Here is a 25257-nt window from a genome sequence, read left to right as displayed (position 1 = left end):
AAAATTGATTGACGTAGACGTAGTAGCCTGTGTATTGGTCACGGTTGACACCATACTCGTTCCAACCTTCATAGTTGTTCGATACGGTCATAGCGTACGATTCGCTCGTTGACCAAGCATAAGAAGCATTCGCTTGGAAGCCCAGTGAGTAGTTAATTGGCCCCCACCCGCCCCCAATGCTGCCGTTAACCGAGCCACCGATTGTACTTGTATTCGAGATTGTGGAAGTGAACGTTACATCTCTCCCTGTTTTGTTAATATAATGAGTACCTTCGCTCATCTTGTAGAATTGCATGGAAGAAATTTGCGATGGATTTTGGTACACCCATTCTGCAATGCATGCCCCCTGTGGACTTATCCCGAGTGCACGAGCAGGACTCGCATCCAAAGCGGTACTCATTATCGTGCTTGCTAGGGTGCAGGTTATTGCCAAAAGCGTTGTTTTCCTTTTATTCAATGAGAAGCAACTCCTTATAAGTACAATCTATACGGCAAGTAACATCATACCACCTTTATTAACTAATGTAAATAAATTTTATGTACATTTACCTACTCACAACAAAAACCACCCTCCGGTATCTCTACCAAAGGGTGGTGTTGCTGTTTGGTGCGATCAACAGGACTCGAACCTGTGACCCCCACCATGTCAAGGTGGTGCTCTACCAACTGAGCTATGACTGCGATCTATTGGCCGCGTGAAACCGCGTCACGTCAACGTTTGTCCTACGTCAGTCCGAAGGGTTCTCCTTCGTTCTTTCTATATAATAGCTCTAGCACCTCCACCCTGCAAGCATTTCGGAGCACCACCCTGTAAAAAATCTTTGGCCCAAAGGACTCCGTTTTACTATCATGTGAGGTTGCACCCTTCGGTCTCTGCGGTCTAGGCTAGAGGTAGACTACACACTTTATCGAAGCAAAAGACGCCCTAGTTCGTCACTAGAGCGTCCTTGTTCATCCGATAGCATTTTCCCCTTATTTCTTCCGCAACCAGAAGCTCCCCCAAGCGTCAGGCTGTTTATCAAACTCCTGTTCCTGCAATTTCGACAGAATGATGATTAACCGTTACGGTTCGCGGCCCATCAAACGCCATCGTGGTGCGTAGCTGACCATTCACATGAATGTGCAACACCTCGCCAACGAAGCAGGCTTCCACGGCTCCTCCGCTGGTCTGTGCCTCAATTTTCGACATTGTCTCACCTCCTTTCTGCCTATTCGCCCTTTTCTTTTGCATAAATTATGTAGCACTCGTTTGTCCGTCCTGCTCTGGATGCCTTCACAGCCCGTTCATGGTGTGCTTTCATGATTGCGTGAGGCTTGTTGATAGCTAGTATCTCGCAAACGAATTTACCGTTCACATAGATTTCGTACCACTTTTGATCCGTCCAAAAGATGACTGTCACAAAACAACGCCTCTTTGTCGTAACTGCTCCACGATGAAGTGATGGGTCTCGTCGAAAAGTTCCCACGCTATTTCCGGCTTCCCTACGTGCTTCAACAACACACAGAGCTGTCTTGCTGCAAGATCGAGATCGTGTAGTTGATGATGTCTCTTAAACAGGGTCACCGCCGTTTCCAACGCATGAATCGCCCTGTCGTATTCCCCTTTTTGGTGGTGTACACCTGCCAGTACGAAGTTGGCACGCCCAAGTAATTCGCTCTCTTTTTGACGCTTAGTCAACAAAGACAACGCCTTCAAGCAATAGTTGAGGCTCTCGTCTGCATCATCAAAGCTCAGATAGATTTCCGCTACGTCCAAATACAAAGTCGCTTCCCGTTGCACATCACTTTGGGTACAGATCGCGGCGAGACCCAACAAGACTCTAATCGAATCCTGCCAATTCTCAGCGTTTACCTGTTGTTTGATGAGGACTCTTTTCGCTTCCCGATAATCAGCGACCAGTCCAGCAGATTGCAAGGCCAGTATCGCCTTGTTCGCAAACTCAATCGTCATCTCAAAGTTGTTTTGATGGTGATAGACTTCGGACAACCGCTGGTAGATCAGACCGACATGTTCGAGATTATCGCTAAGTTGGTCATACACCCGCAATGCTTGTTGATAGCAAGCCTGGGACTCTTCGTACCGATGCAATCGCGAATTGAGGTCTGCTAGATGGACCAATATCTTGCCCTCAAGGAAGGGATCAGGACTTTGGTGTTTGGCATACACTTCCCTAGCACTCATGGCGGAACACAACGCCTCAAAGTAACGGCCCATACGTTCATACGTTTCGCTTAGACTCAGATTCGCGTTTACAAGTAGGTGAAAGTTCTCACGCCTCCCATTGTCGCTCGACAAGTCCTGCACCAAGTCCTCTAACAAGCTGACTGCATCGTCGTACCGCTGCGTCTCACTGTAACAGACGGCGAGATTCAGTTTGAGTTCATCCGGCGGGATTTCGTAGTGGAGCAGTTCCTCGTTGTGAAAGGACTCCAGTACGATCAGCGCGGGATTGTAATGCCCGACAGCCATTTGCGAAAGCGCGTGTTTGTAGCCGGACATCTGCATTTTACTGAACGTTAAACCTTGATAAAGATCGTCCACCGTCGTCCCTAACCGTGTTGCGATATGGGCGACGGTACGGTAACTCGGGAGACTGACACCGTTCTCAATCTGCGAAATCATCGAAGGGGTTACGATCCCTTCCGCAAGTTCACCCTGCGTCATGTTTTTCTCCAGTCGTAGCTCCTTGACACGCTGACCTAACGTGACCAACGCCTGTTTGCCTCTGTCTATTTTGTTGCCATCGTTTGTAGACATCGTAGTTACCCCCATCTTGCAAAATGAAAAAATCACCAGCATAAGGGAAGTCCCTTACAATGGTGATAGTAACTCAACACCTAAAAATAATGAACGAATACATCGTAAACCAAATACCATCTATATTAGCGTATAGTTCAAAAAGTATACGATTGCTACTTTGGATTATTCGAAGTAGTATTTTGCATGTAAGGAGCGAGTAATAATGCCGTCGCTTTGTTAGATTGCCTCGCTCCAAGTTAAAGATTTGCCCTTCGTGGGCGAAACGAAATGAACCCCGGTGCGCGAATATCAGACGGGCCAAAACTGGCCACTAATGAAAACGGTTTATGTTCAACCTTTTTTGTGGAAATTGACCTCCCGCTAAATTAGCATCAATCGTCTGTAGAACATGCACGTTTTTCGGGGTTCTTTCGTACCTTTTCACAAAAAAATGCTACCCCATTCAGGGCAGCATCGTGATATTAGTTCAGTATCGTAATAAGTTTAGGCTCTGGCCCAACGTCGATCGCTACTTTTGTAGAAGTGTTATTGGCATTGCTACTTATGATACCAGAAACAATCAATGAACATAACGCGAATACAGTAAGTGTCGCCAACACCTTTTTCAAATCTTCTTCCCCCTCGGACGTAATAACTCAAAAGCTTTTTTAGAGACCTCGAACGCGGTATCATTCATCCCTTTGTAATGATACGCCTCTGCTGACAGCTGCAGACTCACTGCACTCTCCGCATATAACCCCATCTTAGCACACATTTCACTCGATGTTTGTGAATCCAGAATACACTGATCATAATTTTTCTGTTGAAAATTATACAGGGCTCTAGCTCGGTAGAATTCCGCACAAAGATAGTCATCAAGTGCTTCCATCTGTTCCATGAAACCCTCTGCCTGCTTCAAATATTCCTCTGCCTTCGGAAGATCATCGTGGTCAATGCTGATCAAAGCCGATCTTGCAGTTGAGTAGGTACACATCCCCACATCTCCTAGCCGTTCGAAAACCTTTCTAGCATCGTCAATCTTGTGTAACGCAGAATGATAATCTTTTTGAGACTCTATGTAGTACGCGAAGTGCAGTTTGGCGACGTTAGCTTCCCTTTCAAGATTCAAGCCTTCGTATAGTGTACGGGCCCTTGATAAATACTCAACATTCCCAGTTGCCATTGCGAGGGCAAACAATGTATCCGCTACGTCAGTCATATCACACACTGATTCGAAAAATTCTTTTGCTTCCCTAAGATATCGTTGAGCATCATTCTTATAATCCAGTTGATTACAGGTTAAACCCAAATTGTATGCAACTCTTGCGGCTACAACACTGTATTCAGGAAGCCTCTTGCTAATGCGGTATCCTTGCTCAAACGCCGAATATGCCTTCTCAAAATCACGCATTTTGAAAAAGGCATTTCCTAGTTTATTGTACGTGTCACATAGCTTTTGGTCATCAATCGCCTGTTGTGCCTGCTGTTGATCCAAAAATGGCAACAGTACATCTAAAGATGCTTCATATTTTCCATCTCTAATCAGACATTCGGCGTGGCACACCAACAACTCAGTCCGTTGGTGCTCAAGTAAGTCTCTACGCTGATCCATTTCTACTATGAGAGCCACAGCATGAGCATAATCCGCCTTCTCTATGTACACACGAATCATTTCGATCTGGAAACTTGCCTCCATTTGCTTCTCTTGCATACCCATGATCTCACGAAGTGGAACACCAAGTTTGTCCGCCAATTTCCCCCACAATTCAGCAGAAGGATATTTGCGATCACACTCGATTTGACTTACGACCGCGATTGAGCAAATGCCGTCAACCAGTTGAGCCTGAGAGAGACCTTTTTCCGTGCGTATATGCTTAAATCGCTGACCGATTGTCATAGACGGATCAAGTAACAAGATGGCACACCTACCCCAATATGATTATATTTTGCATAAATTATCTTACCAGATGAGTAACATGATGTACATACTTTTAAAACAGACCGATACTAATTCACAGTAAGCAAGCCCCCCATGAACAATAAAAAACACGCCGAATGGTCAGCGTGCTTGAATGTCACTTTTTGTCCGTTTTTTAGAACTCTCTTAGTTTGGAAAACCTTGTAACGGCGTGGACTCACGGCATCTTTATGCTTATCTGTATGACATAGGTCGGACATGCAGGGGCTTTAGTCATTAAGCGGGTCAATTATCACGGTATGAGGGACAGTGGTGTTTACTTTTGTCAAATGAACGTGCTCCTCCGATAAGTCCCAGCCTTTTGCCTTAAAATCCTTCACAACTTGCTTCTTTGCCTCCTTTTCAGAATTTGCAACAACTACGCATCCCATTTCAATAGAGATTTTGTTCAAACTTTGACAGATAAAAACCTCCAACGATGATCCCTCCTCTAGATACTCTTAACAACTGATATATTATGCCCTATCTAATATGGTTTCCATTCATTCTTCATAGGTCAATTTTTTGTTGACATGGGAGATCCTTCAATTATGTCTGAGACCCGTTATCTTACTGCCTCTATCGCCTTTTTGAGATCGTTTCTGGACGGCGTGACGTACCTCATTGTGGTCTGTATATTGTCGTGACCCATTAGCTCCTTGACCTCGTTCAGAGGCCGCCCAGCGTCCAACAGACGCTTCCCGAACGTGTGACGAAGCGAGTGACAGGAATGTTGGCCGTCCATCTTCTTTCCGTCTGCGTCACGTTCCAGAAGGCCGCACCGCTCCATGTACGTGTCCATCATATGCTCGATGGCCCGCGTTGTCATCTTGCCGGATCGTTCCGTTACAAGTAGGAATTCGCTCTCTTGGTGAGCCGGCTTTTTGCTGGCGTTCCTGAACGGCAACCATGCCTTTAACGTCCTCTTCAAATCCTGGTGCATCGGAACGACACGGAACTTCCCGCCCTTGCCATCCATGACGGTTACGGTTTCGCGCCGGAAATCTACGTGCGTTAGCTTTAAGTCGCTGACCTCCTCGACCCGCAGCCCTGCCCGAAACATCGTGTAGAAGATCGCCCGATCTCTTGCCGCCTTGAATTCGTTCTTCTCCGTGTCCAACGCGTATGTGAGTCGGTTGATTTCTTGGTCGGTCATCCATTTTGGGCCCGTGACCTGTTGAACACGTTTCATGCGTACCTTGCTGGCTGGATCGGTAGGAATGTGATTCTTGTCGACGGCCCAGCTAAAGAACGTCTTGAGCGTCGCCAACGCCTTGTTGATCGTAGCTGGCTTTTGGTCGAGGGTATTCATCATATAGGAACGTTAGTCCTGAATCATGATCGTCGTGACGCCCTCCGGCTCAAACGCATCCCCTACACTCTGCTCGTACCAAGTGACGAACTTGTTGAGCGCGGTGACGTATGTACTGATCGTCTTGTCCGCCTTGTCCTCGTCTTTCAACCATGTCGCAAACTGCTGTAGATAGTTCGTCATGTTCCGCACCTCTTGTTCCGTCGTGTTCTGCGACGTATTTCCGAGGTCATTCTAACGTATTCTCCGACGAGAAGTCAAGGTTTTTCGTCATTATTCGTCGTAGAATATCAGTTCTGCGATGAATATAACCCACCCTCTAATCTCGAATAAAAACAAAGTCAAAAGATCATACTTAGACTGATTATCATGTTCGACATGAAAGAAGGTGAGTCACCTCCAATGCAGAATCACAATGTTTCACGTTGCCCAAATTGCTCTAGACAAAATTTCACCGTGTCCGAGGACCCAAATCCTTACCACTCTCTTCCTACTGCGAACGTAGGGCCAACTGGATTCAACACAAACTTGGATCAGGTAATGCCACTCAGAGCTTACATCTGCAATCAATGCAGCTATGTAATGCTCTTCATTCAAAAAATCTAGGCCTAGATTGACGCCACCCCAAAAGGGTGGTTTTTACTTTTTCCGTACCATTACCTCCCGATAGCCACTCCCTTGCAAGAATAGACCACGGTGTTCTGTACGCCCCCCGCCCGACGATAGACGAACGTTTGAGGGATTTCGGAAGTTCAATAAAATGGGCCGGACTCCCTCGCTAGAATAACACCTTGTCGCAGATAGCAAATTCTCATAAAAATTTTTGCGAGTTCTCCAGAACTTCGAGACGCGACGATTCACTGGAAGGGTCTAGCGCCACCGGAAGTGGACTGCCGATGGTCAATACATAACGTCGTTCAATCGCCGAAAAAGCCAATTGCTACTAATTCTCCAGCATAAACAATGCACTTGCAGACATGCTACTCGTATAACCATGACCAAACGTGCAGGCGGTGAAGTGAATGAGCCGGGCTAAGGATATGCTCGCGGAAGAGGATGCTCGCCGCAAGAAAAAAAAGAAGAATAATTTGAGCGGAAGTGTGCAATACAGCAACAAAACCTCGTATTACAACTATACAAACGCTGGGGCTACATATAGACAAGGTACTATACCAAACAATAAGCAACTAACCAAACCTGTACTAGCTAAACCCTTGACTGCTGCCGATTGGAAGCAGGATTTGGGGTGGGAGATTCGCCGTGAAGCACAGCTAAGACGCTTTGAGACCTGGCCTCGTCATCGGCAGCGATGGGCGCTGAGTATTGAAGATGCAGTCTCAGATTTCAAAGACGCGTGGGCGGAGTTTTTGGATAGTCTTGACGAGGACATCGAAGTAATCGTAACGACCCACAACGAGTATTGTAAAGCGTTCGATGCAGTGTGGCGGCGCTTATGCTCTTTCCCAAAAGAAACTCCCCGCAAAATCGAACTCGTACAGCGCCAATGGGCTGGCTTGGAGGGACTTAAGCTTAAGAAGGTTGGATATCTTCACTATCTGGCGTTGTGGTGGAGCGCATCAACTGGATTACCTGTCGAGGATTTCGTTGGATTGTTCGCGGAACTGACTTACACGTTGGCCTCGGAAGGATACATCTTCAGCTCTGGTTTCTACTTCATCGAAACGTTGTCCATGATCCTAAAAAGCAAGGCAATGGACATGTACCGCGCTGAGAAAACGACCGACAAACGAAAGGCCAACTACGGGACGGTGTCCCTTGACACTCTTGACGCAAACGGTTTGCCGCTCCACAAAGTTCTTTCATCGCCCGGTGCCGATCCACTGACACATTGGGACAGGACTTCCTATACGATACGCGTCTGTCTCTGGAGGAGCGCAAGGTGGCTCAATTGATGGTTGCGGGTGAGAGCTATACGGAGATCGCGCAGGAACTCGGCTACAAGCATCATGAACAGGTGCGCCGTATCCACAAGCGTTTGAAAAAACTCTTCGCTGAGGACTGGACGCTCTAACGATTTATCGTCAGCTAGCTCCTTCCGTCTTCGTACCACTCGAAGCGGACTACGGGTTAATGCCGGCACGATGTTATTTCGCATCAGCCACCGGAAGCTCAGCGTACTCAGTGAATTTTCTGCCAATAGCGCTAGACTTCCGGTGGTAGATGCCTCGAACCCTTGATACTGCGTTCAGCCAGCGGATGTCTACTTCCGGTGGTCAGACACCGCCAGTCCTTAATTACATCGACTGTCAGCGACGGTAGATTTACGGTTGACTCGTCAGCAATCCGTACAAGTTCGCCAATGATCCACCTTGGTTCGACGAGTGAGATACTCCTCAGCTTCGTGTTCTTAGATGATAAATACCCTCCAACCAATAACCCCCTGCCAATCATCGGCAAGGGGTTTTGATTACATAGCAATCCTCTGTTGCTTAACCTCGATTTTTCGCTCTTTGTTCAATTTCCCTCGAACGGCGTTGATCGGAGAAAATTGTTCATGCTGCTTCTTTAAGGATTGCTTAGAAAGGTGGGTGTATCGTAAAACCATTCGAAGGTCACTGTGACCAAGCATCATCTGCAAATGGCGTACATCCCCTCCGTTCTCCAAGAACATCGTGGCCCCAGTGTGTCGGAATAAGTGCGGGTGTACCCGTTTCTTGATACCGGCTTCCTCCGAATACTCACGGAGACGGTGTCTGAACTGGTTGGCTTGGAGTGGATCGCCATAATTCGCTAGGAAGACGTATTCGGAAACAAACTCTTGGTTCTCGGCCAACAGTTCACGCAACAACCGAACTGTGTAGTTATTCAACGGAACCATTCGGGACTTACGGCTTTTGGCTACCTCGCCCCGCACCGTCACCATCCCCGAATCGAGATCAACGTCCGTCACTTTCAACGATAGGGCTTCGTTGATTCGCAGGAACGTGTCCAGCAGAAAGTTCATGAGAACGTAATCACGAAAATCGCTGAACCGCTTTTGATCCGGCATAGCGAACAACCGCCGCATTTCCTCGACCGTAAGAACAATAACCTCGTTCTCGTCTTCCTCTACAGATTCAATCGGCTTGATCGGATCTTCAGCGATGATCTTCTCCTTCTTCAGAAATCCGAAGAGTACTCGTAATGTTTTCAGTCGGGTGTTGACCGTCACAGGGGACAACCCAACAGTCTGCACCTTCGGTGCGTACTTGCTCCCCTTGAACTGAACCTTCTCATGCAACATCCACACGATATACTCGCGTAAAAGCTCCGTAGTGACGTTCTGGAAGGCTTTTGATTGGCCCCGCTCAGTCAAGTAACCCAGAAAGAAATTATAGTTCTCGCGGTATTGTGCGAGGGTTCGCGGCGCTCGATTCTCCGATGCCTTCGCCAACATGAACTGCTCGAACAAAACGTCTAAGGATACGTCAAGTGCTGCCGTGGTTGCTACGACCCGAGTTTGTATCGTTTTCTTACCTACACGTCTATCCATAACAAAAAACGCTCCCTCATCGTTTGATTACGAAGAAGAAGCGTTTCGGATTGCCGTATGTGGAGCCGATGTAGGAGCACTACCCTGATGGAATTAGGAGCGCCACCCTGCTCCAATTTGTCACATCATTTGTCCTACGTCAGTCCACTGAAAACATTGATATATCACGGTTTTAAAGGTGTGGTGCGATCAACAGGACTCGAACCTGTGACCCCCACCATGTCAAGGTGGTGCTCTACCAACTGAGCTATGACCGCAAAAAGTGGCGGAGCTGACGGGATTCGAACCCGCGGTCTTCCGCGTGACAGGCGGACATGTTAGGCCACTACACCACAGCTCCATGTGGTTGCGGGGACAGGACTTGAACCTGTGACCTTCGGGTTATGAGCCCGACGAGCTGCCAACTGCTCCACCCCGCGACGGAAAGGATTCCGGAGTGTCGACGTTGCGGCATGGACGCCGCGGTCTTAGTCGACCTTCCTTTGTTTTTAGTGAAAATGGTGGAGGCTGACGGGATCGAACCGCCGACCCTCTGCTTGTAAGGCAGATGCTCTCCCAGCTGAGCTAAGCCTCCGAAAACGTGGTGACCCGTACGGGATTCGAACCCGTGAATGTCGCCTTGAAAGGGCGATGAGTTAAGCCGCTTCTCCAACGGGCCCTAGATGGCTCCCCGAGCAAGACTCGAACTTGCGACCATCCGATTAACAGTCGGGCGCTCTACCAACTGAGCTATCGAGGAACAATGGTGGAGAGTAGCGGATTCGAACCGCTGACCCCCTGCTTGCAAGGCAGGTGCTCTACCAACTGAGCTAACCCCCCGTTAAAACTGGTGAGCCATGAAGGACTTGAACCTTCGACACCCTGATTAAAAGTCAGGTGCTCTACCAACTGAGCTAATGGCTCGTGCTCACAGGACTTATCTTACCACGGCCCCCATCCGCGATCAAAACGCAAAGTCAAACAAACTCCTACAAATACCTCGCATTCTCCCCATCAGCTCCAACAACCTTGTTCATTCCCTCTTTTCCTCATCGATCATGCTGGTTCTGTCAGTAGCATCTAAGCGACTTTTTTCAGTGAAATGACGACTGCGACTACTTCGCTTTCATAAGGGTTTCCTCCACCTCTGTTTTATCATGACCACTCAACTGTTTCTGCAAGAAAAACAAGTCCTCTTGCATCAGACGGGCTGGGTCAACTGTTCCTTCATTCTGCCCCGCCCAGCAAGCATTTTAGAGCACTACCCCTTAGATTATCTATTGTAACATAGACAAAACTCTATATAACTATTGTAAACTTAATTATACCGAGTTATCATTGTGTTGATTTTCCATAAAGGAGGCCACAAAATTGAACAGAAAAATTGTAATACTATCTACAATCGTTTCTTTAGCTGTTGCCGGTGGTTTGTACTTCGGCGTAACCAAATCCGAAGCATCTGCTACCCCTGAGCAAGAAGCCAAAAAAGCTGTAATCCACTACCTTGACGCTCTGAAATCTGGTAATGTCGACGAAATCATGAAGTACACAAACGATACTCGTTTCAAGGACGAGGCTTCCCAACGCAAGGTTTACACGAACCTCGCGAAAAACGAACGTGTAAAAAAGGCGGAGATCATCTCGTTTGAAAAAGTAGATGACACCCACATGAACGTAGAACTCAAGTCAACCACTGACAAGGAAGAATTACCCCAGCAAACCTTACCCGTGGAGTTCCTTAACGGTCAGTGGAAGATCGTGATCGGAAACAACTAACAATCCCAAAGTAGAGGAGGGTCTGTATGAAATCGCTTCGTTTCATGATTGCGTCGACATTTATTGTTGGAGCTCTGTCTTTCGGGAGTGTTGCTGCGTTTGCTTCTCCGGGCCTTGGCTACTACTCGTTCGGCCCAGGATTCGGGTCGGGGTCGTTTACGACTCCTGTCGATTCCCCTGTCTTCACCGTAACAAATAGCAGCAAGGTATGTACGATCAATGGTTGGCAGGATTCGGGTACCAATGTGGCACCTGCAAATATCGACTACTCCATCTACCAATACCATTGGTACAGCAATACACTGAAGGGGATGAAAAACTTTAGTCAGAATTACCCCAAAGTAGGAAGCTGGTATTCCTTCACGTTTACGAACATCGACCCGAGCAATGATTACTTCATTCGCATGACTCCCCATAACTCTGCAGGTATGAGTGGAGCAGGGAACGCCTACGACGGTTACTAAGACACAATAAAACAAGAGCACCCCTATATCGTCGTTGAACGATGAAGGGGTGCTCTTGTATATGAATCGCATGATGAAGCCTCTGGTGCGATCAACAGGACTCGAACCTGTGACCCCCACCATGTCAAGGTGGTGCTCTACCAACTGAGCTATGACCGCATATGGGATTGTGCATGTGAAGATGGTGCGATCAACAGGACTCGAACCTGTGACCCCCACCATGTCAAGGTGGTGCTCTACCAACTGAGCTATGACCGCATATGAGATTGTGCAAGTGAAGTGGTGCGATCAACAGGACTCGAACCTGTGACCCCCACCATGTCAAGGTGGTGCTCTACCAACTGAGCTATGACCGCGTGTATTGTAGTAGGAAGTGTCGTGGTGACAGAGACAAATATACAGGATTCGACGGGAAATCTCAAGAGGTACGGACAAGCAAAACGGGACAAATTCGATTCTTATCTGAAATTTCCCCGCTCATGCTTGTCCGCACTGCTTTTTTCTACCCAACAAGTAACCCGATCACCAGCCCGCCGATCGCCCCCATGCCGATGATCGGAGCCCACGACTTGGTGATGATCGCATCTGGCAGCGAAAGCAACAATCCGACGAGGATGCCCTTGCCCCAACCGGGCAGGCCGAGCTCGATCGTGGCGATGACCAACCCGATCGCAAAGCGGTTGATGAACGATCCGATCATGGCGGCACGCTTGTCTGAGAACTGCAACGGGATCATGACGAGGACGGAGATGATGCCAAAAACAAGACCGGCAATGAGACCGGAAGCAACGGGATTCATGTTGTACTTCTCCTTTGTGAAATAAGAATCAGTATAACATAGGTGGATTTTTTTGTCTTTTGGAGCGAGGGGTTACGAAAAAAAGCCAGCATTCAAGTTCTTGAATGCTGGCTTTTTGGCTACCTTAAAACGGATGGTAGATCGAGTACGCGAAGTGATACAACGTGTCAACATACGTTTCGCTGGAGTTCGAGAGGCTGGACGCAACGCCCATGCCGATCACATCGAAATAGTGTGTGCTGGCAGAGGCATAGTAGGAGTAGTCCCCAGCACCCGGGTTCAAGCTCGGGATGTTCAGCGAGTAGGTTCCGCTCGCCGTCGTCGTGCCGCTCACCGACTGTTTACCCAAGCGCTCATTGAGCAGCAGGGTTACCGGTGCGTTGGCAATCGGTTGGCCGTCTTGGTCCTTCAAGGTGCCGGAGACGGTGATCCAGCCTATAATCCGCCACTTGTAGCCCCAGCCGTAGTTGATGTACCCGATGTAGCTAGGATCAGAAGTAACCGTGGTCACGGCGATCGAGGTCGCTTGACGGCTGACTTGCAGGTGGTAGTTGGCGGACTAGGAGTTCGCCACTTCAAACAGGTACGGGTTGGTCGCGTCGAAACCTTGTACGGAGTTGACGCAGAGGAAGTAGTACCCCGGTTGTGCAACCAAGCCGACTTGGTCGTCCGATCCTGCGCCAAATGCGGAGACTTGTTCATTCTCCAGTGCGCCCGTTGTGTCGTTCATGTGGAACAGGTGCAGGTCGTAGTTGACGTTCGCAGTTTGCATCGCAGGGAGCAGAGCGGTCAGCTTGCTGGCATCCGGGGCGTAGACGTACTGCCCTTGCGCAGACATGGTGTTCTGGTAGAGGGTGTTGAGGTCGATGTAGATCGCGCTGTTCGGGGTATGGTTGCCGTAATCAGCAGCCGTGATGCCTTGGGAGGCCGTGGAAGGCGTTTTCGCTTTGTCTTTGGCAAGTTTGGTTTTGAAGTGCGACAAGTCGACAGCCTGCAAGTCTTTTGCATCCGCCGATTTGCCCGCTTTGAGCGTCACGCCCGCGCCTTGAACCTGGTTGATGTGGCCGCTTGCTTCTTGCACAGGGTTGTCCGCTGCGTAGGCTGCAGTCGGCAACGTCAAGGTCGATGCGAGCAACAGAGCTGCGGCGGGTTGGAGCCATTTCGATATTATCTATGGAAAATAATACAAAAGACCTGTTTGGAGGAGTTCCAACAGGTCTACTTTGCAGGAAGAATAGAATGAAAAAAAACACCCTTCGGCAATGTTACCGAAGGGTGTTTGATGTGGTGCGATCAACAGGACTCGAACCTGTGACCCCCACCATGTCAAGGTGGTGCTCTACCAACTGAGCTATGACCGCGTATGAAATTGGAGGTGGCACCCGGATTTGAACCGGGGATCAAGGTTTTGCAGACCTACGCCTTACCACTTGGCTATGCCACCAAAATATGGAGCGGAAGATGGGATTCGAACCCACGACCCTCGCCTTGGCAAGGCGATGCTCTACCCCTGAGCCACTTCCGCGTATAAGTTTTTGTAAAGATGGTGGCTCGGGACGGAATCGAACCGCCGACACGTAGATTTTCAGTCTACTGCTCTACCAACTGAGCTACCGAGCCATATTGAATTTAAAAATAGTGGCGGAGCTGACGGGATTCGAACCCGCGGTCTTCCGCGTGACAGGCGGACATGTTAGGCCACTACACCACAGCTCCGTATAAGTTATGCAAGCGACTCAGATAATGTACCACAATCAGTACCCTGAAGTCAAGAAAGAAATTGGTGGAGAATAGGGGACTTGAACCCCTGACCCCTGCGCTGCCAGCGCAGTGCTCTACCACTGAGCTAATTCCCCACAGTGTGAAGCGAGTGAAAACTTGTCGTTGTTGGCGACAGAAGTTATCTTAACATGATCGCAACAGAATGGCAATACCCTCTTTTCGTAAAAAAAAGAGAAACTCTCCTGCGAGAGTTTCTCCTGTCCTACCGCGTGCCGCCAGTCGGGGCTTCTACCGTCTGTTCTTCCACGCGTAGTTTGCCTAAACCCCTTGCGAATTGCACCGTCTCCTGCTTGTTGGCACGCAGGCCACGGGCGATGTAATCAGCGGCGACCTTCGGGTCGATCCGATCCCCACACGTGTACACATCGATGCTGGCATAGCCGTGCTCTGGGAAACTGTGAATCGTCAGGTGTGACTCCGAGATGACCACGACACCACTGACTCCGAGCGGCGTGAATTTGTGAAACACGACTTCGCGCACTTCTGCGCCGGATTCGATCGCAGCGTTGACCATGATCTTTTCCACTTGTTCGATGTCGTTGAGCAGTTTGGGATCACATTCCCACAGCTCTGCCACGACATGACGTCCCATCGTATCCATTGCGTCCACTCCTTTCGGGAGGGTTCAGCTCTAGGCCTGCTCCACTCCTTGAAAGACTCGTACATAGCTTTTCCCAGAACGCATCTCCACGATGTAACTAGTATCTCCCGTATTCGCCAGATGTTGGTTGTGCGTAACCATGATGATCTGGCGTCCAAATGCCGTGGAGAGCTGCTTGAGAAACTCGGCCACGGGGCGGCTGTACTCCTCGGAGACATGCTTGCCCGGCTCGTCGAGGATCATCGGGCCATCCAGCGCCGGTCGGTTCGCTTGCAACAGCGCCGCACGCAACGCCAGCGAGATCACATCGACCACACCACCCCCCCGGGCGTCCTGTGGACGTGTCTGCACGGGAATCTCACCGCCATAGGTCGAGACCACCAGGAACTCGCCCTCGGCTCTCCCGCGCACTTCCTCGATCTGCACGCGAAACTCCATGTCGTCATTGCCGAAAATAAACTGCAACGCATTGGTGACCATCGTCTCGATCTGACGACGCGCCTGTTCACGGGCAAACGCCGAGGATTCCTGCAGGAGAATTTTCACCTGCTGGAGCTTGTCGATCTCTCCGCGCTTCGATTCCAGACGGTCGAGGATCTGCGCTTGCTTGCGCAGCACCGCATCCTGTTCCCCGAGCCGGCGGTTGTAGCGGGCCCGCAATTCGGTCAAGGCCATGTCGAGGTTGGCAAGATCAGGCCAAGCGGGACGATCCTGTGCACCAGCAGCCCCATTCGACTTGTGCTCACTCATCCCTTGATCAGATCCCACGGGATCATCCCTTCGACTTCCTCTGCAAGTTGGCCGATCTCAATTTCCAGCTTCTCAATTTCCAGCTCCAGCGCGTCCGGGTCGACACCCTCGGCGCGGATCTGTTCGAGAATTTCCTCCTGTTGCTTCATCAATGCATCCTTGCGCAGTTCTGCCTTGTAGCGCATGTCCTTCGCCTTGGCGAGACCGTCCTTCAACGTCGCGAGTTTGTTCTCCATCATCGTGCTCATTCGGATACCCCTCCTCTAAATTCCTCCACCAGTCGCTCGGTGGTATGCTCATCAATCGGGGTGAAGCAGACCGGGCATGAACCCGATTCCTTCAGCGCCGCCGTGTATTGTTCGATCATGTCGCGCAATTCGTGCTCGTTATTGGCAAGGTAGGCGTCCGCTTTGTGCAAGCGGTCGATGACATCCACGATCTGCGCCTGCCACTCGTGCAGGCGTTTTTGCCGATCGCTGAGCATCGCCAGTTCCTCGACTTTGAATTCGACGTGTTGCGTTTTTTGCAACCGTTCGAGGATGTGGGTCAGCGCGTGCATCTGCCTGTCGATCTCGCGCTTTTTCCCGAGCAATTCATGTAGCAAAAGCGACTTCGTCCGCGTCGCAGCGAGTCGTTCCACCCGCACCTCGGCATCTGCTACCTGTGCCGTTCGTCGGAGCACGATGTCGATCTTGCTGAGCACCTGCCCCGTCTCACCGTGTTTGCGGGACATGTCGCGCAAACGGGTCAGACGCTGTCCCGACTGCTCAATCCGCCCGACTCGCTGCTCGGCCTCCACGAGTTGCGCCGTGCGGTCGAGGACCGCATCGACGCGACTTTTTTGCATCGCGGTGCTCTCCCGGTCGGCGGCGAGCTTGCTCAAGCGACGATACGCCGCCAAGCGTTGCTCCTGCCGTTCGACTTGAACATGCGCTTGTGGCAACTGTTCCGTCACGCGCAGGATGTGGTCGGTCTCGGTGAGCGCTTGGCGCACCTGTGTCCACTTGTTGCGGGTCTGGTTCAGGCGCAAGGCCTTGCTCTGCACCGCCCCTGCCTGTTCGAGACGCAAGGCAGCGCGTTCGATGTGTTGCGTTTGCTCCAATACGTGTACCGTCGAGGACAGTTCGCCTCTGATCCGCGTGTGCTGTTCGCGCAGACGGCGCAAATTTTCCAGACGCGCGCCCAATTGCTTCAGGCGGGCTTGACGCTCCTCGAGCATGATCAGGATGTTCTCCATATAGGCGAGGTCGGAGAACTGTAGCAGTTCCTGCTCGACTTCGGCCAATTGCTCACGGTATTGCTTCTCCTCCGAATTCAAACGCGTCAAGTCGCGGCTGGTATCGCGAGAGGCGGCGTCGATGATGTGGACACCGTTCAGTCGACCGATCGCCTTGGCCTTGATCGACCCCGTTTCGGAGAGCAGAAAAGGCGGCTCCAACTGGGTCCCCAGATGCAGAACCGTCTCTGTGTCCTCATCGAGCATGATCTTGGCGACACCCGTGATGTCGCTGACTTCCTTGGGCACGGAATTGCCGAAGCCTTCATAGATTTGTTCCTCGCCGCTGGCATCGACGACGATGTAGCGGTTTTTCGACGGTGTGCGTTCCCGCGTGACGCGAGAGCCGTCGACCAATTCGATGGAGACGCGGCATTGCGAAGCACCGACCCGGATGAAGTCGGAACCGCGCGGTTCGTTGAACAGCAACCAGCGCAGCGCACGGATCACCGCCGACTTGCCGTGGTCGGAGGCGCCGACGATCACGTTCAACCCATCGTCAAATGCCATCTCCGTCAATTCATGCGATTGGAAATTTTCTATGCGCAGAGTTCGTATCGTTTTCTGGCTCATCGCTTGTTCTCCCCGATCGTCAGGCGTTCCTGTGCCGAGGCGATGCGGTTCATCGCTTCCTCGCGCACGTCGCCCGGCAACCCTTCACGTCCAGCGATCTCGTCGATGATCGCGCCGATGTCGATCACTTTGTAGTCGCCAGCCGCCTTGATGCCTTGGACAAAATCGGCAAGCCGCTGCGCGGCAAATGCCGCCTCCTCTGTCTGACTGCGGTCGAGGCATTCGTCACCAGGGCGGGCCGTCTTGAGCCGAATTTTTTTGATCTCCAACTTGCCGCTGGTGAAATCGAGGATCAGCACTTGCGGTCGACGGTTGGCATCGGTGGGATGGTTCGAGAGCCGGACGAAGCCACCTGGGTTGTAGAAGATCTTGCCGTCATGCTTCACTTCCGGCCAGCCGAGGTGGTTGTGCCCGCAGAGCGTCAGGTCGGCGGCCGTGTCGAGGATCTGATCTACCCGCGTATGCGCCACTCCGTCCATGAAGGCGCGATCCATCAGCATCCCGTGTACCAGATGAATGCCAAAATCCGCCTCCACCGTGTCCACGCAATAATCGAGGCGCGGATCGCGGCGGTCGAGATCGTAGTGGTAATGCTGGCCGGTCACTTGGACTTTGGTGCCCGCATGATCGAGAAACAACGGCTTGCCCGGATGGATCAAACGGAACAGACCGATGCGGTCGAGAAATCCGAGCATCGTGCGCGGCAGGGTGTCCGGGTTATGACCGAACACATCATGGTTGCCGGCAATCCCGTAGATCGGCACGCCTGCCTCGCCCATGATCTGTACAAAATCGCCGCAGACAGCAAGCGAAGGGCTCGGAATATCAAAAAGATCGCCACCGTGCAGGATCGCCTGAACCCCTTCGCGCTTGGCAATCTCATTCACTTCACGAAATTTGGCTTTTAATGTAGCAACAAAATCATCCGTGCGGTTCTGTGGAGAACTGGCGCGGATGTGCGTATCGGTTAAAAACAAGAGCTTCATGGGAACGCTCGTCCCCCTTCTCTGTTTGGTTATTATGTAGACTTCAAGGAGCGGCGGGGCAATTCCTTCTTGTAATGTATGGAATGTAAAAAAGACGAGGCCTGAGCCTCGTCTTAGGAAAAACGCTCGATCAACCGATTCACCGTCGCGGTATACGCATCGAGATAATCTTGGGTCAAAGTCTGCGCAAGTTTTGGCGACAGGTGTTGCACATGCGGTTGGAAATCCCGGAGCGTGACGTAGAGCACGCCCTCGCGAGTCGTGACCATGCCCCAGACGCGGGTTTGGCTCTGCACGCGGCCTCGGGCGCTGGTGAAGCGGGAGATCGACGAGTGTTCGCCAACCGAGCCAAGGTTCGAGAATACTTCGTCCGCTTGGATACGACTCTGGAACGGGCGCAACTGCTCCGAGGCCCACACGCTGAGCGGACGCAGAAACGGCGGCGTCCAGACCAACAATTGTCCGGCATGGGTTGCAAAACTCTTGCCGTTCCGTGCGGAGGCGATTTTTTGTTGCAACCTCGCGCTGAGCGCGGCCAGTTCCTCGCGTCCGTCACTTTGGATCGTCATCGGGTACAGCCGCAGTCGCGGGTCCCTTTTGAACACGTCCACGAGGATCATCAAGGACGGCGGCTTGCGTCGCTCCTGCTCCCAGCTCTTGCAGATCTGCGCCGCCCACTTCTCACCCGCTTGTTCCAGCACTGCCAACGCGCGGGCGCTCGGTTTGTATTCGCGGGCGTGTACGAATCGCGCCCAGATCAGGAAGTCGTTGACCGTCACTTTTATACCTTGCGCCGCCAGTCGCTTGCGAAGTTCCTGCATCGCCTGCAAGCGAATCCCCGTCGCCTCGGCGGTGACTTCCGATGAACGCGTGGGCACAGGGAAATTGGAACCGCTCTCTAAGCGCAGGGACTTGAGCGGAGTCGTTGCTGGGACTGGGGCTGTGCGTTCCACCTGCGTGGCAACCTCGGTCAGCACATCGACAATTCGCTTCGCCCACACGCCATCGAACATGACATGGGAAATATCAAACACGATGCTCGATTCTGTGCGGAACAGCACGAGCGGGTGATCGTTCCCGCCACGGCGACCGTTGCGGATGTCGCGCAGGCGTTGTTTGGAAGCCTGTAGGCTCCAGTTGAGGAGGATCGGTGCGGAACGGAGGGCTTTTAGTCCCTCTAGCGTCTGCGCAGGAAGTTGCTCGCGGAGACTTTTTTGCAAGCGACGCGGTGTTTGACCGAGAACGGCCTCCACCGTTCCTCCCCCCGCCTCGGTTGGCCCCGCAAGGATCGAGGTGGCGTATGCATCCAGTTCCTGTAGCGTAGTTGATGCGCTCACAGGGATCAGGTAGTACCATCCGCTGTGAAAAACCGCCAGATTCACTTCTTGCAGCGGGATCGCAACACGGCGGTCGAAAAAACGACCCGGTTCCAGCCAGCGCAGCATGCTGAGTTGTTCGAGCACAGGCTCTACCAGAGCCTTTTTCCCAGCGCCACTTTCCGCCCACGCTTGGGCCAATAGCGCATCATGCCCAAAAATCAGTTGGACGGTCGCGTACAACCAAGCGGTCAAATCATCTGTGTTGGCACAGCGAACTTCTAAATTGAAGCGGGCTTCGTCATCCCGCAGCACGGTTTCCACAAATTTATGCCACATCATGAACATGCAACACCTTCCAACCAGAACCCGGGATTCCCGGCTTCATCCTGCACATACCACGTGTCGCCCACCTGTGCAATCGTCGTACAGCGCAGGTTCTCTTGCAGGAACCCAAGTCGGCGGACGGTGAGGCGATCGGCTTGTCGAGTCGAGGCAGCGCGGAAGATATTCTCCAGATGGGCGCTGGGCAATCGCATGGTCGGCACATGCGGGACCGACCAGATCTGCCCTGACGAGCAGGCGGGAACGTGTCCGACCGACGCGTGCCAACGCGCGATGGCAAAAACGCCTCCGCGCCACACCAGTGGCGACTCCGGCGTATCCGGTAAGTCCGGTGCGTTCGACGTGAACGGCAAGTCCCTTTGCACAGGTACAGGTACAGGCACAGGTACAGCCTCGGCACGGTGGACGAGTTGACAGCGGGCTACGAGCTGACTCCCTCTCGACAGCGTGACGGTGACGACCCAGGCGTCGCCATCCCAATGGCCGACGGCCTTTTTCCCCAACTCCCACGCGGGTTCGTCTGCTGCATAGGCAAGCGCCGGCAGATTGACTTCCAACCCGTCGATGGAGCGGAGCGGCAGTTCCTGCCAACCTTCGGGAACGACCCACTCCGCCAGTGAGAGCACGTACTCCAGCAACAGGCTGACCGGCATCATCGCCTTGCCGTTCCAGCGCACGTCTTCGATGCAGGTGGTCAAGCGGCGATCCATCCGGGAGACGCTGGCGACAGACTTGAACAGCCGGAAGTCTTGCACCTCTCCCATGTAGAACACCTGTGAATGGATGCGCTCGATATCGGGTGCCTCCACGATCGAGACGGGCAGGAACCCGTTGATCTGCATCGGCACGAGCGCTTTGCCGACTTTGCCCATGTAGATGCACTCGCCCGCATCGCCCGCCAGCAGATTGCGTTGCCAGTGATAGATGCCCTCCTGCACATGGATCGCCGAAGCATACTTCAGTGCCGCTTGGTAGTTGGTGATCAGTCCGAGTTTGTCCCAGGTCGGCCAGCAGATCGTCTGCACGTCGAACAGTCCGTTCGCAGTCGCCCAAAAACCCAGACGGGTCAGCGCTTCGTTGCCACCTGCATAATCCAATTGCCCGATCATGCCACCCCAACGTCCAGACAGGGAACCCACGTTGCAGAAAAAGTTCAGGTTCAAGTCGGCACACGCCGTGGCCAGATGCAGAAAGCCGTTGATCTTGACCCGAACGGTCGCGAGGCAAGCCTCGACGCTTTTGGCGTTCAGGCGGATGGTTTCCTCGATCCCTGCGTTGTGGATGACTCCGCGCAGAGACGGGCCGATTTTTTGCACCAGCGCGTGAACTTGACCTTCATCGGTAAAGTCGCAGGCTTCGTATCGAACGCGCAGCCCTTCATCCTGCATCTGCTGGACGTTGTGATAGAGCTCGCGTTGGCTCTTGATGCGCTCCAGTTGTTTGCGGGTCTGGAGGACGCTTGGGCTGGTGCGCAGGCTTTCGAACTGGAACTTTTTAAACGCTTCCGCCCCGAGCGCCAACCACTCCTCGGCACCGCTTGGGAACTCACTGCGGCCGGTGATGACGACGGAGCACCCGAAGTTGCGCGCCAAGTCTTGGGCGAGGGCGAATCCGATCCCCCGCGCACCGCCGGAGATCAGGATCGTATCTCCTTCTTCAATAGAACGAACAGGTTCTCCTAAGGGGACATGCTCAGCGAACAGGCCATAGCGCACCCCGTTCTGATACCCGACTTCGAACACGCCCCAATTGAACAGTTCCTGCACAAGAATCTGTTCGAGGTTCTCCCACTCCGCTCGCGCCACATCGATGACTTTGACATGGCAGTTCGGGATCTCGCGAGGCAGGCTTTTGGCAAAACCGGCCCAGACACCGCCCAGCGGTTGGGCCGCTTTTTCCCCGTCATAGCCCATCTGGCCACCCATCGCGGTGACGGCGACGTAGAAAAGCCGATTGGCGTTCGTTTCCTCTGCCCACGCTTCATAGACCGCTTGCACAGCGCGAATCGTCGACGCGAACGGCGCTTCCCAAGCCGTGCCCGTCGCCAGTGAAAAAGGCTCCTCGATGTTCAGATCGAGGATGCCATCAACCTCAACGCCCGGCTGTAGCGCCGCTCCGTCAAATCGATAGCACGTGACGCCATAGGAGCGCAGGTGTGCGGCGAGGCGCTCATAGGTCGCCTCCGCCCCGCCGACCACCAAGACCTTTTTGCCAGCCAACTTCCCTGCCTGAATCTCGACCGACGGCAATTCGATCGGTCGCCACCGATATCGATTGCACGGGAGCACCGAACCGTCAGCCGGGTAGGTGATCGCGGGAGGTATCAAATTCCGCAGACGTGCGGTTGCAGTTGAACTCATGCAGTTCACCCTCTGTCTCTGTGCTTGATTTTGATGCGCAGCCCACCGTGTGGATGCATGATCGCCGTCGTGGCAGGGACGACCTCTGTCGTCGGCACCAGTTCCACTCGGAATTGCTGCACGATCATCGGGAGTGAGAGCATCATCTGTTGCAAGGCAAATCCCATGCCGATGCACTGGCGCGGGCCGTGTCCAAACGGGATGTAGGCATGGCGATGTTGCGTCTTGTCCCAGCCCGAACGGAAGCGCTCGGGGTTGAAGCTCATCGGGCTGTCCCAGAACTCCGGGTGTCGGTGTACGACATACGGGGAGACGATCATCGAGGAACCGCCCTTGATCTGGAAGCCGCCGATCTCATCGTCTGCGATCGCATCGCGCGGGAAGCCCCACACGGGCGGATAGAGGCGCAGCGTTTCCATCACGACCATCCGCGTGTAGAGGAGCAGGTTGACGTCCTCCGCCGTCGGGATGCGACCGCTCAGCACGCGCTCCACTTCTTCCTCCAAGCGTTCCCGCACATCCGGACGCGAGCCCAAGATGTAGAGCAACCATGCAAACGCGGCCGCCGTCGTGTCATGCCCCGCCAAAAAGACGGTGGTCACTTCGTCGAACACTTGTCGCTGGTTCAGGTTGTTCTCCGCCTGTTCCTTGAGCAGCAGGGAGACGAGGTCGTTGTCCCCGTGCAACCCCTGCTTGTGCTCCTCGATCACACGGTTGATGATGCTGTGAATCGCTTGGTTGATTTGGCGCGTGCGCTTGTTGTACGGCGTAGGCAACCATTTCGGCGTCAGTTCGTTGGCGGAACCGATGTCGCGGATGATCGTGGAAACGCCCGCTTGGATGATCGGTACGACCTCGTCCGCATACGAACTCAGATCGAGACTGAACACAGAGCGTCCCAACTGACGGAGCACCAGCCCGACCATCTCTTTGTGGCCATCGACCACTTCATCTCGATCCGCCTTCACGCGCCAGTTCTCAAGCATCGCCGTCGCGCTCTCTGTGATGATCTGGGTATGTTGCAGGACGGCCTCCTGTTGGAACTCCGGCTGGAGCATCCGCCGGTTTTTCATCCAAGACTCGCCTTCGTTGGTCAGCAGACCTTTGCCGAAAAAGCGCTCGAACGTCTTGTACAGACGTCCTCGCGCATAATTTTTGTGGTTATCGACCAACACGTGCTTGATGTAATCCGGGTGCGCGGGCAGGTACGCGTTGACATTGCCGAAGCGGAAGCGCACAAAGTCACCGTATTGTTGCCACGCGGAGATCATCAGTGCGTGCGGATCACGGCGAAACTCGTTGAGGTTGCCAAGGATGGAGCGCGTAACGGGGCCAGGTGGTTCGCGGAGAACTTTTGGTTGTGGTGTCGTCATGTTCGATCACTCCTTAGTGGGTTGTTCCCCGCGGGGTCAGTTTCACGCGCACACCGTCTGCCGGATGCATGGTCAGGCCAGCCGAAGGGATGACGCTGCCGCTGGGGGCCAATTCGACTTTGAACTTCTGGATGATCATCGCCATCGTGATGTGCATCTGTTGCAGCGACGAGTGCATGCCGACACACTGATGCTGGCCAGCACCGAACGGGATGTAGGCGTAGCGGTGACGCTTCTCTTCCAACTCTGGCAGGAACCGCTCTGGCACGAACGCTTCGGGATTCTCCCAGAATTCTGGGTTGCGGTGTACGAGATACGGGCACGTCATGACGGTGGAGCCAGCCGGGATGTGATAGCCAGCGATCTCATCATCGCTGATCGGGTCGCGGGTCAAGATCCAGACCGGCGGGTACAGGCGCAGCACTTCCTTCAGGAACATCATCGTGTACGGCAGGGACGCGAGGTCAGCCACGGTTGGCACGCGCCCGTTCAAGACGCGGTCCACTTCCTCCTCTAGACGTTTGCGCTCCTCGCCGTACATCGTCAAGCAGTACAGCGCCCACGACAAGGCCGCCGTCGTCGTGTCCGTGCCCACCACGAGCAGTGTCAGCACTTCATCATGAACTTGGTCGAGGGTCATCTGGCCTTCGTCATAACTTTTCAACATCGTGGAAACGAGATCATGATCGCCACACAGCCCTTGGCGATGATCGTCCACGATGCGAGCGACGATGTCATCGAGCAAGTTGCGGATGGATTTGAACTCGCGGTTTTTGGCAGTCGGCACCCATTCTGGAATCAGAACGTTCTGGATCAGTTGCAACATCCCTTCATGCGAGCCGGGGATGAACTGCTCCGCGTAGACGCTCAGATCCATGTTGTAAAAGGTCCTTCCGAACGTGCTGAGCACCATCGCGAATAGCTCATAGGCCGCGTCAAAGGTCTCGCCTGCCGCCGCATGCTCGTCCCAACGCTGGACGAGTTCGGTCGCCCCAGCGGTGTGAATCTCGCCAAAATTGCCGACGGAGCCACGGTGGAACGTGGGTTGGATGATCCGGCGGTGCTTGGCCCACTCATCGCCTTCGATCGCCACCAACCCTTTTCCGATAAACCGTTCAAAGTTTTTGAAAAACTTCCCGCGGCTGTAGTTTCGCAGGTTGTCGACCATCACGTGCTTCACGTGGTCCGGGTGTGTCGGAACGTACACCCAGTACGGGCCCAGACGCATGCGGTACAGCTCCCCATGCTCCTGCCAGTACTGCACCATCAGATGGGACGGGTTGCGACGAAATTTGGTCAAACTGCCTAGCACCGATCGTTCGACCGGTCCTGGTGGTACCAATTTGGTGTTTGCGGTCATGTTGGACCTCCTGTC

General features: G+C 52.9%; 23 protein-coding genes and 18 tRNA genes. 4 read left to right on the top strand and 37 right to left on the bottom strand.

From position 1 onward, the window contains the following. Nucleotides 1-605: 605 nt before the first annotated feature. From C7459_RS09095 to C7459_RS23270, 7 genes are all read right to left on the bottom strand, one after another. Nucleotides 606-681: transfer RNA gene (locus C7459_RS09095), tRNA-Val, on the bottom strand. Between the two features lie 337 nt (nucleotides 682-1018). After that, nucleotides 1019-1189 (bottom strand): hypothetical protein, encoded by a 171-nt coding sequence (locus C7459_RS23275; RefSeq protein WP_170119377.1) that lies wholly within the window; start codon nucleotides 1187-1189, stop codon nucleotides 1019-1021. 207 nt (nucleotides 1190-1396) lie between these two features. After that, nucleotides 1397-2758: a tetratricopeptide repeat protein gene (locus C7459_RS09085; protein WP_170119376.1), complete on the bottom strand. Its 1362-nt coding sequence runs from the start codon at nucleotides 2756-2758 to the stop codon at nucleotides 1397-1399. Nucleotides 2759-3365: 607 nt separating this feature from the next. After that, on the bottom strand, nucleotides 3366-4655 hold the full coding sequence (locus tag C7459_RS09080; protein ID WP_109688504.1) for a helix-turn-helix domain-containing protein: 1290 nt from the start codon (nucleotides 4653-4655) through the stop codon (nucleotides 3366-3368). Between the two features lie 272 nt (nucleotides 4656-4927). Continuing rightward, nucleotides 4928-5134 carry a hypothetical protein gene (locus C7459_RS09075; protein WP_109688503.1) on the bottom strand — a complete coding sequence of 69 codons (207 nt, stop codon included), beginning with the start codon at nucleotides 5132-5134 and terminating at the stop codon, nucleotides 4928-4930. A 128-nt stretch (nucleotides 5135-5262) separates the two neighbouring features. Next, on the bottom strand, nucleotides 5263-5853 hold the full coding sequence (locus C7459_RS09070) for a tyrosine-type recombinase/integrase (RefSeq protein WP_211320367.1): 591 nt from the start codon (nucleotides 5851-5853) through the stop codon (nucleotides 5263-5265). Nucleotides 5854-6021: 168 nt separating this feature from the next. Further along, nucleotides 6022-6192, bottom strand: coding sequence for a hypothetical protein (locus tag C7459_RS23270; protein ID WP_170119375.1), 171 nt, complete (start codon nucleotides 6190-6192; stop codon nucleotides 6022-6024). Nucleotides 6193-7031: 839 nt separating this feature from the next. Here C7459_RS23270 and C7459_RS09065 point away from each other — a divergent pair. Continuing rightward, entirely contained in the window at nucleotides 7032-7922 is an 891-nt protein-coding gene (locus tag C7459_RS09065) for a hypothetical protein (protein ID WP_109688501.1), read from the top strand. Then, nucleotides 7910-8041 carry a hypothetical protein gene (locus tag C7459_RS23985; protein ID WP_281272764.1) on the top strand — a complete coding sequence of 44 codons (132 nt, stop codon included), beginning with the start codon at nucleotides 7910-7912 and terminating at the stop codon, nucleotides 8039-8041. The genes C7459_RS09065 and C7459_RS23985 overlap by 13 nt, the downstream gene beginning before the upstream one ends. 396 nt (nucleotides 8042-8437) lie before the next feature. Here the strand turns inward: C7459_RS23985 and C7459_RS09060 are convergent, their stop codons facing one another. From C7459_RS09060 to C7459_RS09020, 9 genes are all read right to left on the bottom strand, one after another. After that, nucleotides 8438-9502, bottom strand: a complete 1065-nt coding sequence (locus tag C7459_RS09060) for a tyrosine-type recombinase/integrase (protein WP_109688500.1) — start codon at nucleotides 9500-9502, stop codon at nucleotides 8438-8440. 181 nt (nucleotides 9503-9683) lie between these two features. After that, a tRNA-Val gene (locus tag C7459_RS09055) sits at nucleotides 9684-9759 on the bottom strand. Nucleotides 9760-9765: 6 nt separating this feature from the next. Beyond that, a tRNA-Asp gene (locus C7459_RS09050) sits at nucleotides 9766-9842 on the bottom strand. Between the two features lie 3 nt (nucleotides 9843-9845). Continuing rightward, nucleotides 9846-9921: transfer RNA gene (locus tag C7459_RS09045), tRNA-Met, on the bottom strand. A 79-nt stretch (nucleotides 9922-10000) separates the two neighbouring features. Beyond that, nucleotides 10001-10076, bottom strand: a tRNA-Val gene (locus tag C7459_RS09040). Between the two features lie 7 nt (nucleotides 10077-10083). Continuing rightward, nucleotides 10084-10160, bottom strand: a tRNA-Glu gene (locus tag C7459_RS09035). A gap of 5 nt (nucleotides 10161-10165) precedes the next feature. Then, nucleotides 10166-10241 (bottom strand) — tRNA-Asn (locus C7459_RS09030). Nucleotides 10242-10245: 4 nt separating this feature from the next. Then, nucleotides 10246-10321 (bottom strand) — tRNA-Ala (locus C7459_RS09025). 8 nt (nucleotides 10322-10329) lie between these two features. Continuing rightward, nucleotides 10330-10405 (bottom strand) — tRNA-Lys (locus C7459_RS09020). Between the two features lie 447 nt (nucleotides 10406-10852). Here C7459_RS09020 and C7459_RS09015 point away from each other — a divergent pair. Continuing rightward, the gene (locus C7459_RS09015) at nucleotides 10853-11257 is read left to right on the top strand and encodes a DUF4878 domain-containing protein (protein ID WP_170119374.1); all 405 of its coding nucleotides are present in this window, start codon (nucleotides 10853-10855) and stop codon (nucleotides 11255-11257) included. Between the two features lie 26 nt (nucleotides 11258-11283). Further along, nucleotides 11284-11721, top strand: a complete 438-nt coding sequence (locus C7459_RS09010) for a hypothetical protein (RefSeq protein ID WP_109688498.1) — start codon at nucleotides 11284-11286, stop codon at nucleotides 11719-11721. A gap of 83 nt (nucleotides 11722-11804) precedes the next feature. On the opposite strand, the gene C7459_RS09005 is transcribed toward C7459_RS09010, so the two are convergent. The 21 genes from C7459_RS09005 to C7459_RS08905 form a co-directional block, all read right to left on the bottom strand. Next, nucleotides 11805-11880, bottom strand: a tRNA-Val gene (locus tag C7459_RS09005). A 23-nt stretch (nucleotides 11881-11903) separates the two neighbouring features. Further along, a tRNA-Val gene (locus tag C7459_RS09000) sits at nucleotides 11904-11979 on the bottom strand. A gap of 22 nt (nucleotides 11980-12001) precedes the next feature. Continuing rightward, nucleotides 12002-12077: transfer RNA gene (locus tag C7459_RS08995), tRNA-Val, on the bottom strand. Nucleotides 12078-12223: 146 nt separating this feature from the next. Next, nucleotides 12224-12520, bottom strand: a complete 297-nt coding sequence (locus C7459_RS08990; RefSeq protein ID WP_109688497.1) for a hypothetical protein — start codon at nucleotides 12518-12520, stop codon at nucleotides 12224-12226. A 124-nt stretch (nucleotides 12521-12644) separates the two neighbouring features. Next, a complete protein-coding gene (locus C7459_RS08985) occupies nucleotides 12645-13031 on the bottom strand; it encodes a carboxypeptidase-like regulatory domain-containing protein (RefSeq protein WP_170119373.1) in 387 nt (128 codons plus the stop codon). Nucleotides 13032-13079: 48 nt separating this feature from the next. Beyond that, on the bottom strand, nucleotides 13080-13655 hold the full coding sequence (locus C7459_RS08980) for a hypothetical protein (RefSeq protein WP_109688495.1): 576 nt from the start codon (nucleotides 13653-13655) through the stop codon (nucleotides 13080-13082). A gap of 150 nt (nucleotides 13656-13805) precedes the next feature. Next, nucleotides 13806-13881, bottom strand: a tRNA-Val gene (locus C7459_RS08975). A 9-nt stretch (nucleotides 13882-13890) separates the two neighbouring features. Further along, a tRNA-Cys gene (locus C7459_RS08970) sits at nucleotides 13891-13964 on the bottom strand. A gap of 6 nt (nucleotides 13965-13970) precedes the next feature. Continuing rightward, nucleotides 13971-14045 (bottom strand) — tRNA-Gly (locus tag C7459_RS08965). A gap of 19 nt (nucleotides 14046-14064) precedes the next feature. Then, nucleotides 14065-14140 (bottom strand) — tRNA-Phe (locus C7459_RS08960). A 19-nt stretch (nucleotides 14141-14159) separates the two neighbouring features. Continuing rightward, a tRNA-Asp gene (locus C7459_RS08955) sits at nucleotides 14160-14236 on the bottom strand. A gap of 65 nt (nucleotides 14237-14301) precedes the next feature. Beyond that, a tRNA-Ala gene (locus tag C7459_RS08950) sits at nucleotides 14302-14376 on the bottom strand. Nucleotides 14377-14504: 128 nt separating this feature from the next. After that, on the bottom strand, nucleotides 14505-14903 hold the full coding sequence (gene speD, locus C7459_RS08945) for an adenosylmethionine decarboxylase (protein WP_109688494.1): 399 nt from the start codon (nucleotides 14901-14903) through the stop codon (nucleotides 14505-14507). A gap of 30 nt (nucleotides 14904-14933) precedes the next feature. Further along, nucleotides 14934-15671 (bottom strand): ATP-binding protein, encoded by a 738-nt coding sequence (locus tag C7459_RS08940; protein WP_211320365.1) that lies wholly within the window; start codon nucleotides 15669-15671, stop codon nucleotides 14934-14936. Then, complete coding sequence (locus C7459_RS08935; protein ID WP_109688493.1) at nucleotides 15650-15901, bottom strand: hypothetical protein; 252 nt, start codon at nucleotides 15899-15901, stop codon at nucleotides 15650-15652. Before C7459_RS08935 ends, C7459_RS08940 begins: the two co-directional genes overlap by 22 nt. Further along, nucleotides 15898-17502 (bottom strand): AAA family ATPase, encoded by a 1605-nt coding sequence (locus C7459_RS08930; protein WP_109688492.1) that lies wholly within the window; start codon nucleotides 17500-17502, stop codon nucleotides 15898-15900. The genes C7459_RS08935 and C7459_RS08930 overlap by 4 nt, the downstream gene beginning before the upstream one ends. Beyond that, nucleotides 17499-18488 carry a metallophosphoesterase family protein gene (locus C7459_RS08925; RefSeq protein WP_109688491.1) on the bottom strand — a complete coding sequence of 330 codons (990 nt, stop codon included), beginning with the start codon at nucleotides 18486-18488 and terminating at the stop codon, nucleotides 17499-17501. Before C7459_RS08925 ends, C7459_RS08930 begins: the two co-directional genes overlap by 4 nt. Nucleotides 18489-18601: 113 nt before the next feature. Continuing rightward, a complete protein-coding gene (locus C7459_RS08920) occupies nucleotides 18602-20146 on the bottom strand; it encodes a hypothetical protein (protein ID WP_146200982.1) in 1545 nt (514 codons plus the stop codon). Further along, complete coding sequence (locus C7459_RS08915; RefSeq protein WP_109688489.1) at nucleotides 20143-22509, bottom strand: KR domain-containing protein; 2367 nt, start codon at nucleotides 22507-22509, stop codon at nucleotides 20143-20145. Before C7459_RS08915 ends, C7459_RS08920 begins: the two co-directional genes overlap by 4 nt. Before the next feature lie 5 nt (nucleotides 22510-22514). Continuing rightward, complete coding sequence (locus tag C7459_RS08910; protein ID WP_109688488.1) at nucleotides 22515-23882, bottom strand: cytochrome P450; 1368 nt, start codon at nucleotides 23880-23882, stop codon at nucleotides 22515-22517. Nucleotides 23883-23895: 13 nt separating this feature from the next. Further along, nucleotides 23896-25242: a cytochrome P450 gene (locus tag C7459_RS08905; protein WP_109688487.1), complete on the bottom strand. Its 1347-nt coding sequence runs from the start codon at nucleotides 25240-25242 to the stop codon at nucleotides 23896-23898. Between the last annotated feature and the right edge of the window lie 15 nt (nucleotides 25243-25257).

Source organism: Tumebacillus permanentifrigoris (assembly GCF_003148565.1).
In the GTDB taxonomy this organism is placed as follows: domain Bacteria; phylum Bacillota; class Bacilli; order Tumebacillales; family Tumebacillaceae; genus Tumebacillus; species Tumebacillus permanentifrigoris.
This window is presented reverse-complemented; position numbering and strand designations above follow the sequence as displayed.